Here is a 6,015-nt window from a genome sequence, read left to right as displayed (position 1 = left end):
AATTTATATTGTAGGAGGACATTTATTATGGCAATTGAAGTTCTGATGCCGAAAATGGGCCTGACGATGACCGAGGGCACCATCGAGGAGTGGAAGAAAAAAGAGGGCGACGCCGTAAAAGCGGGGGACATCCTGTACTCCGTGGCCACGGACAAGCTGACCAACGACGTGGAGTGCGACACCAACGGCACGCTTCTGAAAATTATGGTGGGTGAGGGAGAGACGGTGGCGTGCAAGACCGTGGTGGCCTACATCGGCCAGCCGGGAGAGGCAGTTCCCACCGCGGGTGGAGCAGCCACCGCATCCGCTGCCCCCGCAGCGGAACCCGTCGCTGCCGCACCCGCATCCACTCCGGCGGCAGCCGCGTCAACGGTTGGCGCGAAGACCGTTTTGGTGGTGGGCGGCGGTCCTGGCGGCTATGTTGCCGCGATCCGGGCCGCGCAGCTTGGTGCAAAGGTAACGCTCATTGAGCGGGAGCATTTGGGCGGCACATGCCTGAACATTGGCTGTATTCCCACGAAATGCCTGCTCCACAGCGCGGAGCTGATCTCTCAGATTAAGGAGCAGGGATCGGAAATTGGTGTAAAGGTCGACAGCGTTACAGTGGATTTCCCACAGGTGATTTCCCACAAAAATGATATTTCCAAAAAACTGACCTCCGGTGTGGCGGGTCTTCTGAAACTGAATAAGGTGACAAAGCTTGACGGCGAGGCGGCCTTTACCGCACCCAAGACCCTGCTGGTGAAAAAGGCTGACGGGTCTTCTGAAACCATGACTGCCGACGCGATCATCGTGGCCACCGGTTCCGTCAACTTCGCGCCGCCCATCCCCGGATTGAAGGAAAACCCCAACTGCATCGACTCCACCGGCGCACTCAGCCTTGAGAAGCTGCCGGGGAGCATGGTGGTCATCGGCGGCGGCGTGATCGGACTGGAGCTGGCCTGTGCCTACTCCGCCTTTGGTACGAAAATCACGGTGGTGGAAGCGCTGGACCACATGCTGCCCATGCTGGACAGCGACCTTACGGAAATCGGCGTGGCTCACATGAAGAAGATGGGCATGGAGTTCCATTTGGAGTGCCCCGTGCAGGCCGTAGAGTCCTCTCCCGTGGGCGCAAAGGTCGTCTGCAAAAATAAGGCTGGTGAAACCGTCAGCTTTGAAGCGGAGAAGGTTTTGGTGGCAATCGGCCGCCGCGCCAACACCGCGTCGCTCAATCTGGAGGCCGCCGGGCTGAACAACGACCGGGGCCGCATCATCGTCAATGAGAAAATGGAAACCAGCGTTCCCGGCGTGTATGCCATCGGCGATTGTGTGCTGGGCTATGCCCAGCTTGCCCACACCGCCTCCGCTATGGGCGAGGTGGCTGCGGAAAATATCTGCGGCGTGTCTGCGGTATACGACGAGAAGACCAACCCCACCTGCGTGTATATGGAGCCGGAGGCCGCAGGAGTTGGTCTCACCGAAGAGCAGTGCAAGGCGAAGGGCATTGCTTACAAGGTTGGCAAATTCCCCATGAGTGCCAACGGAAAGGCTCTGATTCTCAATGGAGGCGAGGGTTTGGTGAAGATCATCGCCGACGAGAAATACGGCGAGGTTTTGGGTATGCACATCATCGGGCCCCGGGCCACGGACCTCATCGCCGAGGGTGCGCTGGCGCTGCGGCTGGAGGCCACGGTGGAGGAGCTGATCTCCACGATTCACAGTCATCCCACCGTCACGGAGACGATGCGTGAGGCGGCGCTGAACGTGGAAAAGCGAGCCATTCATACCAAGAATTAAACGCGCATTCCTCTTTGAAAATACTGCCGCCCGCCGTAGTTTTACGGCGGGCGGCGGCATGTTGAATTTTTTTGGCCCGGAGCGGGAAATTTAAAGTGCACTTATTCAGGAAAGTCCAAACCCGCCTGAAAACCATTTGCCCCGGTGACAATGATGTCCCCTGCCGCCGGAAGCCCCTCGCAGAGATACAGATTTACCTGCACGCCATCAGGATGCCCCGGATAATTTAAAACGCTGTATGTATAGCGGGTGACCTGTTGGCCCTTCAGCTCCGCCAAATCAAAGCCCTGCTCCCGTTGAAGATCGTTGTAAGCCTCGTAATCCTCTGTCAGGGGGTCTGGAATGCGGATTTGCAGGGTGGATACCGGGTCGGGGGAAACCTCCCAGCCCAGCTCCTTTAAGTAGCCGTTGCGGGCCTCCTCCGTGTCCAGCCGCGCGGCGCCCTTCTCCGCCGGACTGCGGAAAATACCTCCGAGTACCACCAGCAGAATTGCCAGCGCGGCAAGCAGCACCACTGCCGCAAGCACCCGTTTCTTTCGCAGATGCGCCGTCCAGATGAACATAAACAACCATCCCTTTCTCCCCGCGCGCCGCAGGCTGCCGCGCGCAAAACCATGACGCTTCGGACAAACTCTCCTACCCTTCCGTCATTTCCTTATTCCATTCGCCGCCGGGATATGCTAAAATTAAGGACAATCGCAATGGAAAGGGGGGAGTAAGCCGTGGAAATGCAGAGACTGGACAAGCTGCTTTCCGGAACCGGGAAATGGTCCCGGCGTGAGGTAAAGCTGCTGGTGAAGCAGGGCCGGGTTCTGGCAGACGGTGCACCCGCGCCCTCGCCGGAGACGAAGTACGACCCGAAGACTGCGGTTCTTGCGGTGGATGGGGAGCCTGTTGTGCTGTCTCGATACACATGGGTGATGCTGAACAAGCCTGCGGGCGTTCTCTCCGCAACGGAGGACGGGCGGGGACAAACCGTTCTGGACCTTCTGCCAACCGAGCTGCAAAAGCTGGGGCTGTTTCCAGTGGGGCGGCTGGACAAGGACACCGAGGGGCTGCTTTTGCTGACAAACGACGGACAGACCGCACATCGGCTCCTCTCCCCGAAATACCATGTGGACAAAGTGTATTATGCAAGAACGGCTGGGAGGCTGGAGGAAGAGGACAGCCGTGCGTTCGAGTCGGGCATGACGCTGGAGGACGGACTTGTCTGCCTTCCGGCGGGCCTTGAAATTCTGTCCGCAGGGGGGACGAGCGAGTGCCTTGTGACTCTTCGAGAAGGAAAGTTTCATCAGGTGAAGCGTATGCTGGCGTTTCGGGGGAAGCCTGTGTTGTATCTCAAGCGGCTGTCCATGGGCAAATTGACTCTGGATACGGCGCTGGACTCCGGCGGTTTTCGGCTTCTGGCAGAGGAGGAGCGGCAGATGTTACAAAACGGTGAAAGCGGAATCGGTTGAAAGCTTAATATCACACAAAAAGCCGTCTAAAAATTTGTTGAAAAAAGAAAAAAAGTCTTGCATTTTCACAAAAATGTCGATATAATATGGGCATTGACAGAATGCACAAAGAAAAACGCAGAATGTGCGCTAGGAGGGCCGGCAATGTCGGGAAGAATTTTTCAGAATGTAGTCCTGCAGCTCAAGGAGAACGCGGACCGGACGGTGGGCGTGATCGACGGAGAGGGAATCGTCATCGCGTGCAGCGAGCTTTCCATGATCGGGCAGCGGTGGGCGGAGTTTGTCCCCGCGATCAATACCGCAGGGGGGAGCATGGTGGTTTCCTCCGGAAAGACGTTCAAGGCGCTGAACGGCTGGGGGGCGCAGTTTGACTATGCCGCGTTTGCCTTCGGCGACAACGAAATCAGCAAAACAGTCTGCGCCCTTGCCGCTGTGGCGCTGAATTCCGCCAAGTCCTATTATGAGGAAAAGCACGACCGCGGCTCCTTTATCAAGGATATTATCACCGACAACATCATGCTGGGCGACATTTATATGCGTGCCAAGGAGCTGCGGGTTTCCAGCGACGTGGCCCGGGGCGTGTTTGTCATTCGTTCCCTGAAAAAGACCGAGTCCGTCCCCACGGACGCGATTCAAACCCTGTATCCCGACCGGCAGAACGATTTTGTTCTCTCCGTGGGCGAAGGGAACGTGGTTTTGATCTGCCAGCTTCCAGAAGGGGCCGGCGTCCGCGAACTGAACAAGATTGCAGCTTCCATTGAAGAGGCGCTTCAGGTAAGCGGCGAGCCCGCCGCCGTGGTGGGCATCGGCACCGTGGCAACCCATCTGCGTGATTTGGCCAAGTCCTATAAGGAGGCGCAGATCGCCATTGAGGTGGGCAAGGTTTTTGACACGGAGAAATACGTCATCAATTATGAAAACCTTGGCATTGGCCGCCTGATTTATCAGCTTCCCACCACTCTGTGCGAGATGTTCTTACAGGAAGTATTCAAGAAAAATCCCATCGATGCGCTGGATAAGGAGACACTGTTCACCATCCACAAGTTCTTTGAAAACAACCTCAATGTCTCCGAAACCGCCAGAAAGCTGTTTGTCCACCGCAACACGCTGGTGTACCGGTTGGAGAAAATCAAAAAGCTTACGGGGCTGGACCTTCGGGAATTTGACGACGCCATCACCTTTAAGGTGGCGCTGATGGTCAAGAAATACCTGACCTCCCGGGGCATCGACGCCTGATTGAAATAGTAAAAAGAGCGGACGCAACGTCCGCTCTTTTTTTCTGTGGCGAGGTGCGTTTTGCCCGCTGTCCCTGTGGAGAGCACGGACAAATTCAGGAATTTTTGCGTTGGACAAAGGTCCCCGGATATGATATAATGCAGAGCTGTATGAGTGTGAAAAATGTACGAGGTGTTTCCATGCGGATTGATGTGTTGGGCGTGGGCTTTGACAATTTGACCATGGCGGAGGCCGTGGCGGAGGGGCAGCGCCTTTTGAATACGGAGGGAGCGCATTATGTCGCGACCCCCAACCCCGAAATTATAGAGCTTTGCCGGGAGGACCCGGCGGCTCTAAGCGTCGTGAACGGCGCGGCGCTGGTTTTGCCGGACGGCATCGGCGTCATTAAGGGTGCGGCGATGCTGGGGACCCCCCTAAAGGAAAAAACGCCGGGGATTGAATTTGCAGAGCACTTGATGGGGAAACTGGCGGAGGAGGGGAAGTCTCTCTACCTGCTGGGGGCGAAGCCGGGGGTTGCGGAGGAGGCGGGGACCCGCCTTGCGGCCCGCTATCCCGGTCTGAGAATTGCCGGGACCCACGACGGGTATTTTAAAGAGGACGCACCTGTGGTGGACGCTATCCGCCTTAGTGGTGCGGACTGTGTGTTTGTGTGCCTCGGCGCGCCGAAGCAGGAGATGTGGATGGCGAAAAACGGAGAGGCCACAGGAGCACGTCTGCTGTGCGGTCTGGGAGGAAGTCTGGACGTATTCGCGGGCCGGGTGGAGCGCGCTCCGGAATTTTGGTCCCGCCACGGGCTGGAGTGGTTTTACAGACTGTGCAAAGAGCCCCGCCGCCTTGGGCGGATGATGAAGCTGCCGCTGTTTCTGATTCATGTGCGGGCAGAGGGGAGACGGCGGAAATGAACGGAAAGCTGATTGTGTTCGAGGGAACCGACGGGTCCGGCAAAGCCACGCAGGCCCGGCTGCTGGGAGAGAGACTGAAGAAAATGGGCGTGCCCTTTTTGGAGATTGACTTTCCCCGGTACGGAAACCCCTTTGCCGAGCCTGCCAGATTGTATCTGGATGGGGCGCTTGGGAAAAACCCCGGCGATGTCAGCGCTTACGCTGCCTCCGCGCTGTATGCGGTGGATCGGTACGCCTCCTATAAGCAGGACTGGGGCGCAGCCTACGAGGCAGGGGGACTGATTCTTGCCAACCGGTACACCACCTCCAACGCGGTGCATCAGGCGTCGAAGCTTCCGCCCGCCGAGCGGACAGACTTTTTAAACTGGCTGTTTGATTTGGAGTATTGCCGTATGGGGCTTCCAAAGCCCGATCTGGTGATCTATCTGGATTTGCCCACGGAACTATCGGAACAGATGCTCCGTCAGAGGGAGCGCAGCACCGGGATCAAAGCAGACATCCATGAGCAGGACGACGCATATCTGCAGGAATGCCGGGAGAATGCCCGCAAGATTGCCCGGGACCTTGACTGGACGGTGGTGAACTGCGCCAGAGAGGGACAGATTCGCTCTGTGGAGGACATTCAAGAAGAGGTGTGGAGT

General features: G+C 57.4%; 6 protein-coding genes. 5 read left to right on the top strand and 1 reads right to left on the bottom strand.

The features are described 5' to 3' along the window. Window positions 1-27 precede the first annotated feature (27 nt). Entirely contained in the window at window positions 28-1,779 is a 1,752-nt protein-coding gene (lpdA, locus tag B2W96_RS02065) for a dihydrolipoyl dehydrogenase (protein WP_293008060.1), read from the top strand. Window positions 1,780-1,880: 101 nt separating this feature from the next. Here lpdA and B2W96_RS02060 read toward each other — a convergent pair whose 3' ends face one another. Beyond that, window positions 1,881-2,342, bottom strand: a complete 462-nt coding sequence (locus B2W96_RS02060) for a DUF4830 domain-containing protein (RefSeq protein ID WP_293008058.1) — start codon at window positions 2,340-2,342, stop codon at window positions 1,881-1,883. Window positions 2,343-2,507: 165 nt separating this feature from the next. Between B2W96_RS02060 and B2W96_RS02055 the strand changes: the two genes are divergently transcribed. The 4 genes from B2W96_RS02055 to B2W96_RS02040 form a co-directional block, all read left to right on the top strand. Further along, the gene (locus B2W96_RS02055) at window positions 2,508-3,236 is read left to right on the top strand and encodes a pseudouridine synthase (protein WP_293008062.1); all 729 of its coding nucleotides are present in this window, start codon (window positions 2,508-2,510) and stop codon (window positions 3,234-3,236) included. Between the two features lie 144 nt (window positions 3,237-3,380). Further along, the gene (locus B2W96_RS02050; protein ID WP_293008056.1) at window positions 3,381-4,472 is read left to right on the top strand and encodes a PucR family transcriptional regulator; all 1,092 of its coding nucleotides are present in this window, start codon (window positions 3,381-3,383) and stop codon (window positions 4,470-4,472) included. Between the two features lie 179 nt (window positions 4,473-4,651). Continuing rightward, window positions 4,652-5,374, top strand: coding sequence for a WecB/TagA/CpsF family glycosyltransferase (locus B2W96_RS02045; RefSeq protein ID WP_293008054.1), 723 nt, complete (start codon window positions 4,652-4,654; stop codon window positions 5,372-5,374). After that, window positions 5,371-6,015 (top strand): dTMP kinase (locus tag B2W96_RS02040; protein WP_293008052.1); only part of this gene is annotated, 645 nt, incomplete at its 3' end. The genes B2W96_RS02045 and B2W96_RS02040, both read left to right, overlap by 4 nt.

The organism is Oscillibacter sp. UBA6647 (assembly GCA_002455655.1).
In the GTDB taxonomy this organism is placed as follows: domain Bacteria; phylum Bacillota; class Clostridia; order Oscillospirales; family Oscillospiraceae; genus Oscillibacter.
Note: the sequence above shows the minus strand (reverse complement) of the source record. Positions and strands in the feature narration are given on the sequence as shown.